Below are 17910 nucleotides of genomic sequence, written 5' to 3'. Positions count from 1 at the left end.
GTCTGCCCGGCCGTCGGCTGCCGTTTACCCGATCGTGACTTTGCCTTCCGGATAACGGAACGGTTCGTTATCCATTCTCGGAGTCAGGGTGAACGCGAGCGTGACCGGGCCCAGACGTCCGATAAACATCAGCAGGGTAATCATGAATTGGCCGAACGGCGTCAGATGCGTCGTCAAGCCCATCGAGATGCCGGCCGTCGCGTAAGCGGACGTCGTCTCGAACAAGATGCCCAGAAACGAATAATTTTCCGTGGCGGACAAGATCATGGCCGACACGACGATCAGCAGAAACGACAGCAAAGAGAACGTGATCGCTTTATATACGCGGTCCTGCGCGATGCGGTAGCGGAAAAACACGATGTCCTGCCGTCCGCGGATCATCGAGATCATCGCTCCGATCAAGATCGCGAACGTCGTGACCTTGATGCCGCCGCCCGCCGAACCCGGAGCCGCGCCGATAAACATCATGATGACCATAAAGAACTGCGTCGCTTGGCGCATCGCGCCTACGTCGAGCGTGGACATGCCCGCGGAACGCGACGTGATCGACTGGAACAGCGAAGCGAAAGTCTTGCCCGACAGGTCGAGCGGGCGCAGCGTCGCCGGATTCGTGTACTCGAAAACGAAGATCACGACCGCGCCGACCACGACCAAGACGGCGGTCATGAACAAGACGACCTTGCTGTGCAGAGACAGTTTGCGTTTGCGCGGATAATCCAGCAAGTCGGCAATGACGATAAAACCGATGCCGCCGAGCAGAATCATGGGCATGGCGATCAGATTGACGAACGGGTCATCCACGTAATGAATCAGGCTGCTGGCGCGGCCCTGAATGGCTCCGAACAAGTCGAATCCCGCGTTATTGAAAATGGAGAGGCTGTGGAAAGCGCCGAAGTAGGCGGCTTGTCCCAGAGGCATCTCGAAAGAGAATCGGACGAACAGCAGCAGCGCGCCGACCGATTCGATCACGATGGCGTAGAGCACCACTTTGCGGACCAGCCGGATAATGCCTTCCGTCGAATGCTGGCTCATCGTTTCTTGCAGGATCAGCCGTTCGCGAAACGAGATCCGGCGGCGAAACACCAGCGCGATCAGCGTGGCGACCGTCATGAAGCCCAGTCCGCCGATCTGGACCAGCGCGATCAATACCAGTTGTCCGTAAGTCGTCAGGTCGACGCCGGGATTCAGCACGGACAAGCCGGTCACGCAGGTCGCGGAAGCGGCCATGAACAGCGCGTCCATAAAAGGCATCGCTCGTCCCGAAGACGAAGCGGCGGGCAAACAGAGAAGGCCGGCTCCGGCCAGAATCATAATCAGAAAGCCTACGGCCAGCACTTGCGGCGGATTAAGCCTGAGCAGCGGGTTGCGGCTTCGAATAGGTTTGAACATACGGGATAGTCCTCGCGTTAAGTGTAGGATACAAACGGGATTTCCGATTCATTGTATTACCGGCGCTCTGTAAAGTAAAGGAAAGGAACCCTTGCTCCGATTCGGCCGCGTTCGATGACGGCTAACAGCATCCGTGCTAAAATTTGAAGATCTGCACAAACGGTCGCGTCGTCCGCGGGAGGCGTTCCGGCTTCGCGGCGTACCGGGAAAGGAGAAGGAATGCTCACGTTTCGAAGTTTTCTGGATCTCGTCGAGATTCGCACCAAAGTCGCCAGCATGCTGCCTTTCGCGCTCGGAACGGCTTACGCGCTGCTGCGCTTCGGCGAGTTCCGCCCGCTGAGCGCGCTGCTGATGCTGCTCTCGCTGCTGTCTTTCGATCTGGTGGTGACCGCGATGAACAATTACTACGATTACCGCAAAGCCGTCCGCACGCACGGGTACGGTTACGAAGAACATAACGCGATCGTCAAACACGGGCTCAAAGAATGGGTCGTCGTATCGACGATCGTCCTGCTGTTCGCGACGGCCGTCGCCGCGGGCCTCCTGTTGGTCGGACAAGCGGGAGCGATCGTGCTGCTGCTGGGATTTCTCTCGTTCGGAGTCGGCATCTTGTATTCGTTCGGACCGATTCCGATCTCGCGGATGCCTCTCGGGGAATTGTTCTCGGGCTTGTTCATGGGATTCGTCATCACGTTCGTCTCGGTCTACATTCAGGCGGGACCCGAGCAAATCGCGACGCTCGTTTATGCCGACGGCTGGTTCGAACTTCATTTGAACGCGCGGGAGACGCTGCTGGTGCTGCTGATCTCGCTTCCCGCCGTCGCGAGCATCGCGAATATCATGTTGGCCAACAACGTATGCGATATGGAAGAAGACGTGGAGAACAGCCGGTATACGCTTCCTGTCTATATCGGCAGGCCCGGAGCGCTCAAGCTGTTCGCGTTCGTCTATTACGCGTCGTATCTCGACGTGTTCGTGCTCTTGTGGCTCGGCGTGAATCCGCTGCTGCTTCTGCCGATTCTGGCGACGCTGATTCCTCTTCGCCGGAATATTCGCGCGTTTACGTCGGACCCTTCGAAGCGCCGGACCTTCGTGCTGGCGGTCAAAAATTTCGTTCTGCTCACCGGCGTGCGGGCGTTCGTGATCGCCGTCGCTGCCGGACTCGCGATCGGGTTCGGCTGACGGAATTCGCTTAGCCGCGCCCAAGATCGCTTCGTCTGCCCGAAATGCCGAAAACCGCCTGCCGTCAAACGGCCGAGGCGGTTTTTTGTATGGATGTTCGGATGAAAGCGGCTCGGCCGTTTACGTCAAAAAGGCGGCCAGTTCGTCGTTGAACTTTTCGGGTTCGTCCATCATCACCGCATGTCCGCTGTGCTCGAACGTCACCACATGCGAAGTCGCGATGCCGGCGTTCATGGCTTGAGCCAGACCGTACGGGCAGATCTTGTCTTTCTCGCCGTGGAAAATGGCCGTAGGCACGGTGATGCGGGCCAGATCGTCGCGCAGGTCGCCGTCGCGCAGCATCTCGGCGGCGCGCAGCGTGCCGACCGCGGACGCTTGGAAAGCGACCATCTCGACCCAAGCGAACGACGAGACGCTCGGAGTCTTGTGCGTCAGCTTCTTGCCGAACGACGTGATCATTTTCGGCCGGTCTTCGAGCGTCGGTTGAATGATCTGTTCGTCCACTTCTTCGGGCTTCATCGCGTCCGGCACGCCGTCGCGGACCGTGAAGCTCGGAGCGGCCGCGCCGATCAGCAGCAGCTTCGAGATGCCGTGGCCTTGATGGCGGGCCGCATAACGGACAGCCGTAGCGCCGCCCATCGAGAATCCGACCAGCACGGCGTCTTCGAGCTTCAGGGCGTCGATCACGGCGCGCACGTCGTCGGCGTAACGGTCGTAATCGTAACCTTCCCACGGAGCGTCGGATTTGCCGAAGCCTCGGGCATCGATACCGATGCAGCGGTATCCTCGCGCCGGAAGGCGCATATATTGGTATTCGAACATCCGGGAATCGAGCGGCCAACCGTGCAGGAAGATCACCGGCCGTCCTTGACCGACGTCTTCCACGTACAGATTGACTCCCGATTCGACTTCAACGTATTTTCCCATGCGATCGTCTCCTTAGTCGTGTGTCTCGTGTTGGTTGCGCGTCTCGTGCCGGGCCGTTCAAGGATGCTGCGAACATAAGCAAGAACGGAGCAATCGGTAAAAAGCCGTGCCGCGCCGCCGGGCCGGGGGGAGGGCCCGCGGCGAAGGCGCTCGGCCGAACGTGTAGTTATTACCCGGAAATTCGCTTCGAATCGCCGAAGCGGCGAAAAAAAACGATTTTGCGTTCCGCGCGGCCGCTGCGCGTTTTCGGGCATCCCTTGACCGAAAACGCTTTATCGACAAGATTCGCGGCGCGTGCTTGAAGGGTATTGTTTAACCGGATAGGCGGCCGGCGGATGCCGGACGCCGAGAAGTTCCGATCGGAATTTCTCGACATCAGACTGCGAGGAGGCGCATCACATGGCAAAATGGAGCAGACTGCTGGGAACGGCGTGCCTGCTGGGCGTGCTGCTGATGCTCACCGCCTGCGGCGGCGGGCAGTCGGCGGACGGCAAAGTACATATCGAGTTTTTCCAGAATAAACCGGAAGCCAAAGATTCGTTCGACCGGCTGATCGCCAAGTTCAACGAAGAAAATCCGGATATCGCGGTGACCCAGACCAATCCGCCGGACGCCGAGACGGTGCTCATGACGCGGGTCGTCAAAGAAGACGTGCCGGACGTGATCGGCATGGGCGCGACCGACACGTATTCGGTATTGGGGCAAAGCGGCATCTTCGCCGATCTGACGGGAGAGCCGGCGCTCGACCGTATCAATCCGCGTTACGTGCAGATGCTGACCGACCTGACGGGAAGCAAAGAGATCACCGGCATTCCTTACGCGGCCAATGCCGACGGCATTATGTATAACCGCAAGATTTTCGAACAGCAGAACCTCGAAGTGCCGAAGACGTGGAGCGAGCTGATGGAGACCGCGCAAAAGCTGAAAGACGCCGGCATCACCCCGTTCTATCTGACTTACAAAGACGATTGGACATCCAATCTGCTGTTCAACGCGCTCGCGCCGAATATCGCGGGCATCGACTTCTTCTTGGAACGTCGGGACGACAAAGTCACGTTCGAAGATCCCGTCATGCGCGAGGTCGCCGAGAAAGCGCTGGCCGTGCTGCCGTTCGGTACGAACGACAACTTCGGCCGCACTTACGCCGACGGCAACCGCGCGTTCGCGAACGGCGAAGCCGCCATGTACATTCAAGGCAGTTGGGCGATTCCGGAGATCCGCAAAGCCAACGCGAATATCGACCTCGGCTTTTTCGCTACGCCGACCGTCGACGACGCCGAAGCCAATAAGCTCGTATCGGGCGTCGATACGCTGCTTGCCGTGTCCGAGAGTACCGAGCACCGCGCGGAATCGCTGAGATTCATCGAGTTCCTGCTGCAAGACGAGAATATCGCGCAGTATATCAAAGAACAGACCGCGTTTGCCGCGGTCGAAGGTGTGGACCAGAACGATCCGGCCGTCGCCGAACTTCAGCCGTACTTCGAATCCGGCCGTTTGGTCGACTTCGCCGACCATTACATCCCGGCCGCCGTTCAGCTCAATTCGATGGTGCAAGGGTTCCTGCAGGACGGAGACGTCGACGCCTTCTTGAAGCGTCTCGACAGCGAGTGGACCAAAGTCGCGAACCGGCGTTCTTGAAGCTCGACCCTCTGAATAAAAAAACGTAACTCGGCGCGCGAGCGCCTTGCGCGCCGCTTCTTCCTCCAGCGAGCGCGCCGAGTTAAGAAGGAGCACCCTATGGTAAAAAGAAGAGCGGCCTTTTATTGGATGACCGTGCCCGCCCTGCTGCTGTTTTTCGTTTTCCATACGTTTCCGGCACTTCAGGGCGTATTCTATTCCTTCACCAACTGGAACGGATTCGCCGAAAGCTACGATTTCGTCGGCTTCAAAAACTATTATTATTTGTTCCAAGACGACAACGTCGGCAACGCGTACTGGTTTACGTTCAAGTTCGCCGTGGTGGTCACGATCGTCATCAACGTGCTCAGTCTGTTGATCGCGATGGGATTGAACGCCAACATCAAAGCCCGGAACTTTTTCCGGGGCGTGTATTTCCTGCCGAACATCCTGAGCGTTCTGATTGTCGGTTACATATTCAATTATTTGTTCTCCAACGTATTCACCGTCTGGGGACAGAATCTCGGTCTCGAGGCGCTGTCCACCAATCTGCTCGGCAGTCAAGGGCTCGCTTGGCTCGGCGTCGTGTTCGTCGCGGTCTGGCAGGGCATCGCGCTGAATACGATCTTGTATCTGTCAGGACTTCAGACCATTCCGACGCAGCTCTATGAAGCTTCGGGGCTGGACGGCGCGAACAAATGGCAGGAATTCTGGAAGATCACCTTCCCGCTGATCGCGCCTTTCTTCACCATCAATATGGTGCTGGCGATGAAAAACGCGCTGATGGTCTTCGACTTGATCGTCGCGCTGACCAACGGCGGACCGGGCCGCGCCACGCAGTCGATCTCGCACCTGATCTATACGGGCGGCTTCGAAGGCGGCGAATTCGCGTATCAATCGGCGAACTCGGTCATCTACTTCATCGTCATCGCGGTCATCTCGATCGTGCAGATCCGATACTTGCAGAGAAGGGAGACGGATATGTGATGAACAGCCGCAAACGCACCAACTGGATCGCGATGATCCTGATCGCGCTCGGGACGATCTTCATTTTGTTCCCGCTGTATATGGCCGTCACCATCGCGCTCAAGAACCAAAGCGATATGCTCGATTCGATCTTCGGCCTGCCGACGAATCTCCGGTTCGAGAATTTCGCGCGGGCGATCGAAATGACGAACTTCTTTCAAGCGCTCGGCAACAGCGCGATCGTTACCGTATCGACCGTGGTGCTGACCATCTTGAGCAACTCGCTCGTCGCTTACGCGGTGGCCCGGAACATGGGACGCAGCAGGTTTTTCAAAGGGCTGTACTTCTACTTCATCAGCGCCATGTTCATTCCGTTCCCGATCATCATGCTGCCGATCGTCAAACTGACGGCTTCGCTGCACATGACGAATCTGCTCGGTTTGATCATTCTTCATACGGTCTACGGCCTGGCTTTTAACGTATTCATCTACGTCGGCTATATCCGCTCCATCCCGATCGACCTCGAAGAAGCGGCGACGGTGGACGGCACCGGCACGTTCGGCACGTTCGCCCGGATCATCTTCCCGCTGATGGCTCCGATCAACGCCACCGTGGGCATTCTGATCTGCTTGTCCACGTACAACGATTTCCTGCTTCCGCTGGTCGTCATCAGCAAGCAGACGCAGTATACGCTGCCGCTCGTGCAGTACGTGTTCCAAGGCCAGTTCAACACGGAATTCAACTTGGCGTTCGCGTCGTACCTGTTGGCGATGCTGCCGATGATCGTCATCTATCTGTTCGCGCAGAAATGGATCATCAACGGCGTCACGCAGGGAGCGGTGAAATAAAGAAAAAAGCGAAACGTTCAAAGCCGATTTTCTTCCCGTCCGAACAAAAACGCCCGAACCGCGAAGCCTTTGCGCTGCGCGGTTCGGGCGTTTTCGCGACGCGCGCCTGCGGTTCTGGCGCGCGTTCGAACGTGCGGTATAATAACGGCATGCAGGCCGAGCATCCGAGAGGGCGGTTTGCCGGATCGGTTCTTCGCCTTCTCGGCGAAGATCCGCCCGGCGGGCAGCGGAGGCGGCCGACGAGACGAAAAGACGCGGGAACAACGGAAATCGTCTCCCGCGTCCGGGAAGGAGACCCTCGATGACGAAGATGAAGTTGGACGACGAGCGCCTGACGCTGGAATGCGGCAGCCGTTCCGCCGTGCTGCTCGCCAAAGAATACGCGCTGCTGCGCTATCTGTACGATAACGCGAACCGCGTGTTTAGCCGCGATCAACTGCTCGACCGCGTCTGGGCGGGCGAATATCCGGTAGATCGAACGGTGGACGATCATGTCTACCGGCTGCGACGGAAATTGAAAGAAGTCGGCGGGCCGGCCATCGAGACGGTGAGGGGCGTAGGTTACAGTTTGGCGCTGCCGCCCGAAGCCGAACCGTTCGGCGCTTCGCTGCGCGATCCCGACGTGCAGGCGGCGATGAACGGCGTATTCGAGCGTTACCATCGGTTGGGCGAAGGACGCGCGATGTTCGCGCTCGCCGGGCAGCAGCGCGAACTGGGATTCGAGGTGGATTCGTTCTATCGGTCGTATCTGCGATTCATGCAGAGCGATCTGCGATGGTTCCTCGAAACGGAAGATGTACCGATGCGCGAACGTTTCTATTGGCTGCTGCTGTTCTACATCTTCGCCGATACGCCGGAGCCGAAGGCGGCGATCTGCGAACGCGCCTTGAAGCTGGACGCGATGCGGGAAGAGCAGCAGTTGGAGATGCGCATGCTGAATATCGCCGATCTCTATGCGGCCGAAGGACGGATCGAGGAAGCGAAAGCGACATTGGCATTCGGACGGCGGACGGCGGCCGAGCGGGGGATGGACGGATTCGTGATCGCGCTGGAGACCGCAGGACTGTACGTCAGCTTGCTGGCGGGAGATCGCACGTCGGCCGCGGAACAATCGAAGCGGATCGCGGAGCTTCTGCGGACGGAGCCTTACCTGCGGGAGTTGGCGAGCTATCGTATGCTGGAAGGGACGCGTCTGCTGCTGGAAAGCGGCGGCGCGATCGGCGAAGAAGATCTGCGCGAAGGTCTCGCGATCTTCGAGCGTTCGGGCTTCGCGTCGCATCGTCTGCTGGCGCTGCAGCGAATCTGCTCGGCGCTTCGGAAGCGGCTTCCGGACCATGCCGTGACGCGCCGGTATTCGGCCGAACTGAAAGAAAATGCGGAGAGGTTCGGGCTTTCCGCGCTCCATGCGAAGCTCGCGGCCGTGATCGGCGATCATCTGGACGGATTGGAGAACTCGCGGCGCGACGCTTGACGCGGTCGGCCGGCGGGCGAGCCGGTCTTTGTTCCTCTGATAAACCTCTGACATTTCCCGTTTATGCTGATTCCGTGCAAGACGAAGGATCAAGCGGCGTTCGGCGGACATTCCGTTCGAACGCGGGAGAGGGAGAAGGAACATGAGAGAACAATCCGCAAGTTCGGACATGCGGGCGAAGCCGAGACCGAAGGCGTCTGCCGAAAGAGGGCGAACGTGGCTGCTCCGGCATCCGGTCTTCGGGCGGACTTTCGCCGCTTACAGCATCGCGGTCTTCGGCGATTGGTTCGACGCCATCGCGATTCAAGTGCTGATCGGATACCGCTGGCAGGCGAGCGCGACGGAGATCGCGCTGGTGCCGATCTGCATGGCGGTGCCCGGCATTCTGCTGGGCACCGTGGCAGGGGCGGCCGCCGATCGTTTCGATCGACTGAAGCTGATGAGGATCTGCGATCTGCTGACGGCGCTGGCGACCGTCTTGATCCTGTTCGCGCCTTCGATCGGCTGGCTGCTGCCGATTCTGGCGCTGCGCGCCGCGCTGGGCACGTTCAACGTGCCGGCCCAGCAGGCGCTCACGCGCCGGGTCGTGCGCGAGGAGAGGCTGCTCGACGCTTCCTCGCTGAACGGGTTGGTCGGCCAGCTGTCGCGCGTGGCCGGCCCGCTTCTGGGCGCGGCGCTGCTCGCGCTGGTGTCGCCGCAGGCGTGCCTTGCGGTCAATGCGGCCGCAAGACTGGTATCGTTCGGCATCCTGCGGACGATGCCGAAGCAGGCCGCTGCCGCTGCCGAAGCCGATGCGGTTGCGGCGGGCAAGGCGGACCGGGCCGGTGCGCCCGGTCCTGCGCCGGCGGCTCCGGCGGCTTGCGCGGACGGCGAAGCTTCGTCCGCGAAGAGCGGGGCCGCCCGTCGGCTACGGGCGGCCGACGACGCGCCGCGAAGCGGCGGCAGACCGCGCGCGTCCGCCGCGCTGCGCGAAGGCTGGGCCTTCGTCCGGGGCACGCCGACGCTGCGCGCCCTGATGCTGTTCGCTTTCTTCGGCATCCTGATCATCCAGATGATCGACTTCCAATTCGTCAGCTTGATGCGCGTTCTGGCGCCGAGCGACGAAGGCGCGCTCGGCTGGCTGCTCGCTTCGTCGGGCGCGGCGGCCGCAGGCACGGCCGCGGCCAATATGCGCTTTGCGCGGCTGCGCGGCGCAAAGCTGTCCGTCAAGCTCGGCGCAAGCTACGCGCTGCTCGGCTTGTCGATCGCGCTTCTCGGGCTGCTGCCGCCCGAGACGCCGAAAGTCGCGCTGCTCGCCGCCGGCCTGCTGCTCGGCGCGGGGAACGGCTTGTTCATGGTCACGTTCAATTACGCGCTCCAGTCGGAGACGCCGGCCGACATGACCGGCCGCGTCTTCGGCATCCAGACCACGCTGCACAGCGCCGTGATGATCGCCGCGCCTCCTCTGGGCGGGCTGTTGGTGCAGAACTACGGACCGAGTCCGATCTTCGCGTCGGTCGGTTCGCTCGTCTTGGCGTTGGGACTGCTCGCTCCGCTTCTTCTGCGGCGTTCGCGATCTTCGCGAACGTTGTGACATCAAGAAGGAAGATTGGGCCGACAAGCGAACGTACGTGCTTTTTCGGTACGGTTTTTGCCCCTTTTCGGGAGAAAAGGGGTTTTTGTCATTAAACTGTAAGGATGGTTACAACTTTTTTTCTGGAAAATTTGCCGTTATGGCTTAAGGTAATAGACGTAGGGTTTTTAGTAGTTATAAACTATAAGCAAGGTTCAAGGTTGTCGGGACCCTACCCTCGATTCTCGTGACGGATCGATCATGAAATTTACGAAACTCTGACTGTCGCTTCGAACTTAACGGCGCTTCGCGACAAGCGCCTTCAACTCCATATATCCTTCGGGAACGAAATGAGGACATTGCTATTATGAAAAAAACACGCCGCCTTGCCGCCTCCGTTCTGGTCTGTCTGTCCCTTGCCGCTGCCGCGCTCACGGCTTCCGCCGCCGCTCCGATCAAAGTCTATCGCGACGGAACCGAAGTGGTCACCGAAGCTTCTCCCCATTTCGTCGAAGGTCAAGTCATGGTTCCTTTGAGCCTTGCCGGCGAACTGTTCGGGCAGAAATTCGGTTACGACGAGAAGAACCGGGTTCTGACCGTGGATCGTCGGACCGCGAAGCTGGCCGAATCCCCCGACGGCTCCCTTGCCGTGACCGGAACCGAAGGCCGGAACGGAATGTGGGAAGACCTGCGCCTGCGCGCGGGAGAGAAAGAGGTCGATCTGCCGGGCAAGACGATGGGACCGACAGGCGAATACGCGCCCGAATTCGCGTCGGCGAATCTCACGGGAGGCGCGAAACCCGATACCGTGATCCTGCTGACGCAGGGCAGCGGAACCGGCGTCTACGTCAATGAAGCCGTGGTTTATACGGCCGATCTGGAACGGATTCCGCTGGAAGAAGCCGAAGTGGCGATGTTGAAGCAGTTCAACGCTTCGTTCGCCGCCGACGGCTCGGCCGCAATCGAAGCGGACGGCATCCGTACGGTTATCCCGGCGCAGCGCCTGCTGACGCGGCAGGCGGATCGCGGCCGAGCGCCGAGCATCGGCAGCGTGCTGCGTTATCAAGTGGAAGACGGCCGATTGACCGCCACGGCCGGCGTTCAGGTCGGCATGTCCGAATTTATCGGAGACCTCAAGATCGTTTATACGTATGCAAATGGTGTACTACAGGCCGGAGCAGCCGCCTTTACCCCTTACGACGAATATCGCTGACGAACGCTGTTCCTCCCTGACGAAGACGAAGGCAGGGGCCGCCGTTACTCCGGCGCGTCGCCTCGCCTCGTCCAAACAAGGAGACGAGAAGCCATGGAAATCGCAAACGTCGGACAAACCGATCATGCGCGGCAGGACGCGGTACTGGATATCCGCGATCTTCGCATGAAATACGACGACCGTTACGTGTTGAACGGGATCGATCTGGAGGCGCGGCCGGGCCAGATCATCGGGTACATAGGCCCCAACGGCGCGGGCAAAAGCACGACCATCAAGATCATGCTGGGATTGGTGCAAGGCTATACGGGCGAAGTCCGCCTGTTCGGCGAAGACATCGCGCGGTCCGGGCACGAATACAAGCGCCGGATCGGCTACGTGCCGGAAACGGCGGAGATGTACGACAGTTTGACGGCGCGGGAATATCTGACTTTCGCGGGCGAGCTGTACGGCTTGGCGCCGGACTCGGCCGAACGCAAAGCGCAGGTCCTCATGGACGGCTTCGGTCTGAGCCATGCGATCGATTCGCGCATCGCTTCTTATTCCAAAGGAATGAAGCAGAAGGTGCTGCTTTCTTCGAGCTTGCTGCATGATCCCGATCTGATTTTCCTCGACGAGCCGCTCAGCGGACTGGACGCCAACAGCGTCATGATCGTCAAAGAACTGCTCGAACTGTTGGCGGCAAAGGGCAAGACGATCTTCTATTCTTCGCATATCATGGACGTCGTCGAGAAGATCAGCAGCCGGATCGTGCTGCTCAGCGGCGGACGCGTGGCCGCCGACGGCAGCTTCGAGGAACTGCGGGCCGGAAGCGGAGAGAAGTCGCTGGAAGAATTGTTCAACCAACTGACCGATTTCCACGAGCATCGCAAGATCGCCGAACGTCTGGCCGAAGCCGTAGGGGAGCGATAATCATGAACGACTATCGCACGCTTCGCGCGCTTGACCGCATACGCCCTCTGTTTACGAGAATGGGCGTGGATTATCCCGTCATGCGACGGATTCTGTCCCTCAAGCTGACGCTGGATCAGCGCCGGACGACCGGAGCTGCCGCTCTGTTTCCGTCGAAAGGGTCTTCCCGCGCTTGGGGCTTCGGCACCCGGAGCGACGCGGCTTTGAAACCCAAAGACCTGCCGGAAGAAGGCGGCGGGCTGCGGCGCACGCTGTTTTTCTACGGTTTGTACGGCGCGATCTCTTCCCTGTTCTTATTGATGAACGGCTCGTATCTGATCCAAGCGGGCGTCATGCTGTCCATTCTGCTGTTCATCATGATGACCGCCATGCTGTCGGATTTCTCTTCCGTGCTGCTGGACGTGCGCGATAAGCCGATCCTGCATACGAAGCCTGTCGACGCGCGAACGCTCGGCATGGCCAAAACGCTGCATGTGCTGATCTATTTCGCCCAGTTCGCGTTGGTGCTCGGCGCGGTTCCCGTCGTCGTCGGCATGGTCCGGTACGGATTCGGATTCGGCCTGCTGCTTCTGCTGTCGCTGCTGCTCGGCGGGCTGCTGGTCGCGTTGTTCACGGTGTTCGTTTATCTGCTGATTCTTCGTTTGTTCGACGGAGAGACGCTCAAAGACATGATCAACTACGTGCAGATCGCGATGACGGTCTTCATGCTGGTCGGCTATCAATTGGCTGTCCGGGCGATGGATCTGGCGCGGTTCGCGGTCGATTTCCGTCCCGGCTGGTGGGAGCTCGCGCTGCCGCCTCTCTGGTATGCCGCCGGCTTCGAATGGCTGCTGAACGGACGGGCGGAGCCGCTGTACGTCGTGCCGGCTCTGCTCGGGGTCGTCGTTCCGCTCGCCGGCGTCGCGGTCGGGTATCTGTTAATGCCCGCTTTCGAGCGCAGCCTGGAGAAACTGGGCGGAGCCGATCCGCGCGGCCGCAGCAAACCGGCCCGCCGTTTGAACCGGACGCTCGCGAATCTGGTCTGCCGCGAACCGGAAGAAAGGGCCTTCTACGTGTTCGCGTCGTCGATGCTCGCCGGAGAACGGGAGTTCAAGCTCAAAGTCTATCCGTCGCTCGGTTTCTCGCTGGTGATTCCGTTCTTGTTCCTGTTCAGTCTCGCGGCGAGCGGAGAAGGCGGATTGGCGGGCATCGATTACCGGCACGGGATCGGTTACCTGAATCTGTACGCCTGCGCGATCATGATTCCCACTCTGGTGCTCATGATCAAATATTCGGGCAGCTTCAAAGGATCTTGGATCTACGGCAGCGCTCCGATCCGCCGTATCGAAGCGGCGTTCCGCGGAACGCTCAAAGCCTTGTATATCCGACTGTTCCTGCCGCTGTTCGTGCTCGAGTCGGCGGTCTTCGTCCGGCTGTTCGGCTTCCGAATCCTTCCGGATCTGCTGGTGATCGCGGCGGTCGCCGCTCTTCTGCTTCCGCTCATGCTCCGGTTCGTCGATCGGGATCTGCCGTTCTCGCTTCCTTTTCCTACGAGCGATCAGAGCGGCGGAATGCGAACGCTGGGCGCGATGCTGCTGCTCGGCTTGATCGCCGGCGCCCATATCGCGGTCAAAACGGTGTTTCCGGGGTACGCCGTCTGGATCCTGCTTGTTCTCGTATTGGGGATAAATGGTTGGATCTGGCGATCTACCCTTTTGCCGAACAAATGAATCATCTTTGACATACCTATGGAAAAAATGGAAAACCTATTTCAAACGCATATATTATCGGGTAGAATCAGAATAAGAGAAATTTCCTATTCTCAAGACAGCGAATCATCGGCTTCAATCATTTCGGTTCAAGGGGGTCGGCGGAACTTATGCAAGAGACGGGGCTTAGCCAAGATATCGTATATACGGGGGTTCCGGGACTGGACGAACTGCTTGGCGGAGGCGTGCCTCGCGGAACGACGATCATCCTGGAAGGGAATCCGGGCACGGGCAAGACGACGCTGGGCATTCAGTTCTTGCTCGAAGGCGCCAGGCAGTACGGCGAGTCCGGCATCTACATCACGTTCGAAGAACTGCCGGAGCAAATTTATCGGGACATGTCGGGGTTCGGCTGGGACCTGCGCGAATTGGAGCGTCAGAACAAGCTGCGGATCATCTGTCTGGAACCCGACGTGCTGCTCGATCAGATGATGAGAACGGACGGTCTGTTCGAACAGTTGATCCGCGAGATCGATTGCAAACGCGTCGTCATCGACAGCATCAGCTTGTTCCGGACGCTCGGCGGCATTCAGACCGACGGACGCGAACAGATCTATTCCATCCGCAACATTATGCGCAAATTCAACCTCACCGCCTTTTTCCTGAGAGAATACGGAGAATGGGAAGGCCGCTCCACGCCGTTCGAGAATTATGTCTGCGACGGCATCATTCGCTTGTCGCTGCGCGAACATCTGGAGAAATACCGCAAACGCACGATCGAAATCCTGAAGATGCGGGGAACCTGCATCGTCGAAGGCGAACATCATTATCGCTTCATGAAAGACGGGATCTGCATCCTGCCCGCGCTGTCGATGGTCGAAGACAAGATCTTGAGCGACGGCGTGGATCGCCTCAGTACGGGCATCGAATCGCTCGACGAGCTGCTGCTCGGCGGCCTGCCGCAGGGAAGCGCATTCATGTTGGACAGCAACAGCAAAGCGAATTACAAATATCTGATGACTTCGATCTACGCCGAACGCATCAAGCAGGGCGACTGCGTGCTGTTCATGCTGTCGGGACTCAGTTCGGTCGAAACCCTCGAACAGTCGCTCCAGCTCTTCGGCGCGTCGCTCCGGGAAGCCGCGCTCGAAGAAAGAGTCTTCTTTATCGATCACTACCATCGCAAAGTCGCGCCCGAGTACGAGAATCTGATCGTGTACGTGGATCGGCTCTCGAACGAGGAATACCAGAAGAAAGTGTACGAAGCGATCAACCCGCATTTTCGCGAAACGATCGTTCAAGGCAAACGCTGGTTCATTCACTATGACCTCAATACGATCATTTCCGAGCGCGGGCGCGAGTTCGTCAAACGCCATTTTGCCGACGAGATGGCCCGGTGCAGGGCAGCCGGCATTACCGTGCTCTGCCAGAGCAATTTCACGGAAATCGGGCTGGAGACGGCATCCTTCCTCGAGCGGGCCTCCAACGGGGTTATCCGCACGTGGGTGGACGGAAGCTATCAGTATCTCCAGATCACGAAATCCCCGGGCGGCCGCATGTCGGCTCCCCATATCGTCGACAATATCAGGGACAGACCGTATGTTAGGCTGATATAGGGGGCACACGAGAAAGATGACGATTTCGGACCAGGAGTTGTTGAAGCTACAGATGGAGTGCACGGTGTTTTTCGAGAACAACCCTTACGCCTACGAGACCGCGAAAGGCCTTGCCAAGAAACTCGGTCGCGGCGTGGAACCGCTGCAAATCGTATTGAATCGCTTGGCCGCAATCTCCATCCTGGATAAAAGAGGTGAAGGGAATATGGCAATCTATTCGTACAAAACCCCTTATACTCAAAGCGAAGTGGAGATCCATTAATATGATCGAAAAAAGCTGGACAATGGACATAAAGAAAACCGTCGAAGAAGTTCAACAGACCTATGCGGAATTTACGCGTTTATCGATTCTGATCGTGGACGGGCAAGGCCGTCCGCTGGTTCGGCCTTCCTCGTACCATCCGTTTTTCCGCAAACTGGAGGAGTCGGAAGGCGAGACGAGGGAACGTTTCTGGCAGGAAGTGAGCCTGTATGCCGGGTTGACCCGCCCCGCTCTCTGCGATCTCTGGCTCCCCGGAGTCAAATTCATCATCGCTCCGTTCAAATCTCCGGCGAACGACGCCGTCTACTACGTGGTCGCCGGCGTACTCATCCAGTCGGGCACCAAAGCCATGTTGGAAGAAGAAGCGGCCAGAGCCGGATTGTACGACGAAAGCCGTAAGCTGCTGCTCGATCTGGTACTCGAGGCCGAAGAGCTGTCCGCCGAAGAAGCGGAAGTCTGGCGAGAGAAGATCGGCAAGCTGGCGGAGACCGCTGAACGTCTTCTGCGCTCGGCTTATCGAGAGGGTTACGTGCGCGAACGTCTCGCGGATCTGCGCTCGGTTCTGTCTACGGCGCGCCGGGAACGCGCTTCGGTCGACGAAGCGTTCGAACAATTCATGGATATCAGCGCCGGAGCGGACGTCATGGGATATGCCGAGAAGGTAGGGACGGGCGAATACCGGATCGTGCGAGCGGTCGGAGAAGGCGCTTCGAGCTTGCAGAATACGGAATTCCGCGAAGGCGAAGGATTTCTCGGACAGGCCGCGTTAAGCGACAGTCCGATGCAGTGGACGGACGTTCAGCGCGATCCGAGATCTTTTTTCCTCAAGCAAAAAGGGATCGGAGACTTCTACGGGCTGCGCTGCTTCCCGATTCGGGTAGGCAGCGAACAGATGGGGATTCTGTTCCTCATTGCCAAGCAAAAGTCCCAGAACGATCCGCTGCTGCGGGAATTCGAAGATATGCTGATCGCGTTGATCAGCGAATATATCGCCAGCGGAACGATCGAGGCTCGCATGGAACGCCAGATCCAGCGGCTGCGTCCGCTGATGGAGGTCACGCGCTTCATGATCTCCGCCCAGAACACGCAGCGGATCATGTTCATGCTGGTCGATATGAGTCTCAGTCTGATCTGGAACCCGTCTTCCGCCATTATCGTGCATGAAAGTTCGAGCGGGGACAAAGTGCAGATCGTGTCGCGCGGAATCGCCAACGACTTCGCCGAACAGTATGCGCGCGACGTCGCCAAACGGTTCTTGCGGGAAAGCCCTTCGCAGCTGCAAGGATTCGAGCTGTCGCAGACGGAAGAAGGCCAACTGATGATCGAATATCCGATCGTCTATGCGGGCAAAGCCAGAGGCGTGCTGGCCGTTTCTTTGAGCAGCGAGCAAGAAGCGGAAGAATGCCGCGAAGTGCTGCTGGCGCTCGCCACGATGGGCAGCATCATCTTGCAATCCGTGCACGATCAGCGAGAGCTCGGCTTGCAGAACGAACGTTTTCTGCGCTTGATGTACGCCTCGGCGAAACGGAGCGAAGACGATCAAGGCAAGCAGACGGATCTGGTTCTGCGGCTGCTGGACGAATACGCGCGTTACGGAGGCATTCCGGCGGAAGAAGCCGTCTCGCTTCAACGGACGGCCATGCTGTCGGTGCTGGACGATGCGGCTCGGCGCGAATTGGGCGAGGCGTTTGCCGAGGAATTGGCCGTGCTGAAGGAATATCGGGCACTGGCGGATTCGGAAGGCCAGAACGGGTCCTTCTCGTATGCGAGACCGGCTCAGGTATTGAGGACCGTGACGTATTTTGCGAGTCTGGACGAAGAAACGGCTGCCCGTCTGCATCTGACCGGCGTCTCGCCGGAACTGTTCAACCATTTTCGCAAGTTTATGGCGGTGCGGCATACCGTGCAGAGCGAAGTGGCGCTGTCCGAAGGTTCGGGCGCCTCGTTCAACCCTGCGGAAGCGGAAGAACGCGGGATCGACGCGATCGTCAAAGAGTTCGGACTCTCCAAGCGGGAGAAAGAAGTTCTCGAGTTGGTCGTGCGCGCGTCGAGCAATAAAGATATCGCCGCCAAGCTGTTTATCAGCGAACATACGGTCAAGAACCATCTGACCAACATCTTCAACAAGATGAGCGTAAGCGACCGGGCGCAGGCGATCGCAAGAGTGTTCAATCGGGGAATCGGCTGATTTACGGCATCGGAAACCTTAACAACGACGAGTCACCGCGAAACGAATGCGATCGTTTCGCGGGAAGCTCGTCGTTTTTTTT

General features: G+C 58.9%; 14 protein-coding genes. 12 read left to right on the top strand and 2 right to left on the bottom strand.

What is annotated here, in order from left to right:
* Positions 1 to 24: 24 nt before the first annotated feature.
* On the bottom strand, positions 25 to 1389 hold the full coding sequence (locus tag CDO73_RS04425; RefSeq protein WP_088487298.1) for a TrkH family potassium uptake protein: 1365 nt from the start codon (positions 1387 to 1389) through the stop codon (positions 25 to 27).
* Positions 1390 to 1608: 219 nt separating this feature from the next.
* Here CDO73_RS04425 and CDO73_RS04420 point away from each other — a divergent pair, with 219 nt between their 5' ends.
* A complete protein-coding gene (locus tag CDO73_RS04420) occupies positions 1609 to 2571 on the top strand; it encodes a 1,4-dihydroxy-2-naphthoate polyprenyltransferase (protein WP_088487297.1) in 963 nt (320 codons plus the stop codon).
* A gap of 120 nt (positions 2572 to 2691) precedes the next feature.
* Here the strand turns inward: CDO73_RS04420 and CDO73_RS04415 are convergent, their stop codons facing one another.
* Positions 2692 to 3498 (bottom strand): alpha/beta fold hydrolase, encoded by an 807-nt coding sequence (locus tag CDO73_RS04415; protein WP_088487296.1) that lies wholly within the window; start codon positions 3496 to 3498, stop codon positions 2692 to 2694.
* Positions 3499 to 3897: 399 nt separating this feature from the next.
* On the opposite strand from CDO73_RS04415, the gene CDO73_RS04405 reads away from it, so the two are divergent.
* The 11 genes from CDO73_RS04405 (at position 3898) to CDO73_RS27330 (ending at position 17828) form a co-directional block, all read left to right on the top strand.
* On the top strand, positions 3898 to 5136 hold the full coding sequence (locus tag CDO73_RS04405) for an ABC transporter substrate-binding protein (RefSeq protein ID WP_088487294.1): 1239 nt from the start codon (positions 3898 to 3900) through the stop codon (positions 5134 to 5136).
* 99 nt (positions 5137 to 5235) lie between these two features.
* Positions 5236 to 6102, top strand: a complete 867-nt coding sequence (locus CDO73_RS04400) for a carbohydrate ABC transporter permease (protein ID WP_088487293.1) — start codon at positions 5236 to 5238, stop codon at positions 6100 to 6102.
* The gene (locus CDO73_RS04395) at positions 6102 to 6929 is read left to right on the top strand and encodes a carbohydrate ABC transporter permease (RefSeq protein WP_088487292.1); all 828 of its coding nucleotides are present in this window, start codon (positions 6102 to 6104) and stop codon (positions 6927 to 6929) included. The genes CDO73_RS04400 and CDO73_RS04395 overlap by 1 nt, the downstream gene beginning before the upstream one ends.
* Positions 6930 to 7230: 301 nt before the next feature.
* Positions 7231 to 8400: a winged helix-turn-helix domain-containing protein gene (locus tag CDO73_RS04390; RefSeq protein WP_088487291.1), complete on the top strand. Its 1170-nt coding sequence runs from the start codon at positions 7231 to 7233 to the stop codon at positions 8398 to 8400.
* Between the two features lie 142 nt (positions 8401 to 8542).
* Positions 8543 to 9973, top strand: coding sequence for an MFS transporter (locus CDO73_RS27115; protein WP_256972561.1), 1431 nt, complete (start codon positions 8543 to 8545; stop codon positions 9971 to 9973).
* Between the two features lie 346 nt (positions 9974 to 10319).
* The gene (locus CDO73_RS04380) at positions 10320 to 11165 is read left to right on the top strand and encodes a stalk domain-containing protein (protein ID WP_088487290.1); all 846 of its coding nucleotides are present in this window, start codon (positions 10320 to 10322) and stop codon (positions 11163 to 11165) included.
* Between the two features lie 93 nt (positions 11166 to 11258).
* Entirely contained in the window at positions 11259 to 12074 is an 816-nt protein-coding gene (locus CDO73_RS04375) for an ABC transporter ATP-binding protein (protein WP_088487289.1), read from the top strand.
* A gap of 2 nt (positions 12075 to 12076) precedes the next feature.
* A complete protein-coding gene (locus tag CDO73_RS04370; protein ID WP_088487288.1) occupies positions 12077 to 13783 on the top strand; it encodes a hypothetical protein in 1707 nt (568 codons plus the stop codon).
* Between the two features lie 149 nt (positions 13784 to 13932).
* Positions 13933 to 15378 (top strand): ATPase domain-containing protein, encoded by a 1446-nt coding sequence (locus tag CDO73_RS04365; RefSeq protein ID WP_088487287.1) that lies wholly within the window; start codon positions 13933 to 13935, stop codon positions 15376 to 15378.
* Positions 15379 to 15394: 16 nt separating this feature from the next.
* Positions 15395 to 15640 carry a hypothetical protein gene (locus CDO73_RS04360; protein WP_088487286.1) on the top strand — a complete coding sequence of 82 codons (246 nt, stop codon included), beginning with the start codon at positions 15395 to 15397 and terminating at the stop codon, positions 15638 to 15640.
* A 22-nt stretch (positions 15641 to 15662) separates the two neighbouring features.
* The gene (locus tag CDO73_RS27330; RefSeq protein WP_306437506.1) at positions 15663 to 17828 is read left to right on the top strand and encodes a helix-turn-helix transcriptional regulator; all 2166 of its coding nucleotides are present in this window, start codon (positions 15663 to 15665) and stop codon (positions 17826 to 17828) included.
* Positions 17829 to 17910: the final 82 nt, after the last annotated feature.

Source organism: Saccharibacillus sp. O23 (genome assembly GCF_002205895.1).
GTDB lineage: Bacteria > Bacillota > Bacilli > Paenibacillales > Paenibacillaceae > Saccharibacillus.
The sequence above is the reverse complement of the archived record's forward strand: the minus strand, read 5'-3'. Positions and strand labels throughout refer to the sequence as shown.